Below are 269 nucleotides of genomic sequence, written 5' to 3'. Positions count from 1 at the left end.
ATGCCGAGGGCGACCGGTTGTTGGGCATCGAGAATGTTATCGGCTCGGCGCACGGTGACCAGTTGCGCGCGGCCGTGACCGGGAGCATTCTGACCGGCGGCGCGGGCGACGACATGCTGATCGCCGGGCGCGGCGCCGACGTGATCGCGGGCGGCACCGGCATCGATACCGCGAGCTTCGCCGGTTCCGCGGCGGGGGTGACCGTCAACCTGGCGACCGGGCTTGCCGATGGCGGCGACGCGACCGGCGACGTGCTGATCGGGGTGGAG

1 pseudogene is annotated in these 269 nt (G+C 72.1%); it reads left to right on the top strand.

The features are described 5' to 3' along the window. Nucleotides 1–269, top strand: a pseudogene (locus CVH10_RS26050) (hypothetical protein); the annotation flags it as partial.

Origin of the sequence: Halomonas sp. ND22Bw (assembly GCF_003011945.1) — a bacterium.
In the GTDB taxonomy this organism is placed as follows: Bacteria; Pseudomonadota; Gammaproteobacteria; order Pseudomonadales; family Halomonadaceae; genus Halomonas; species Halomonas halophila.
This window is presented reverse-complemented; position numbering and strand designations above follow the sequence as displayed.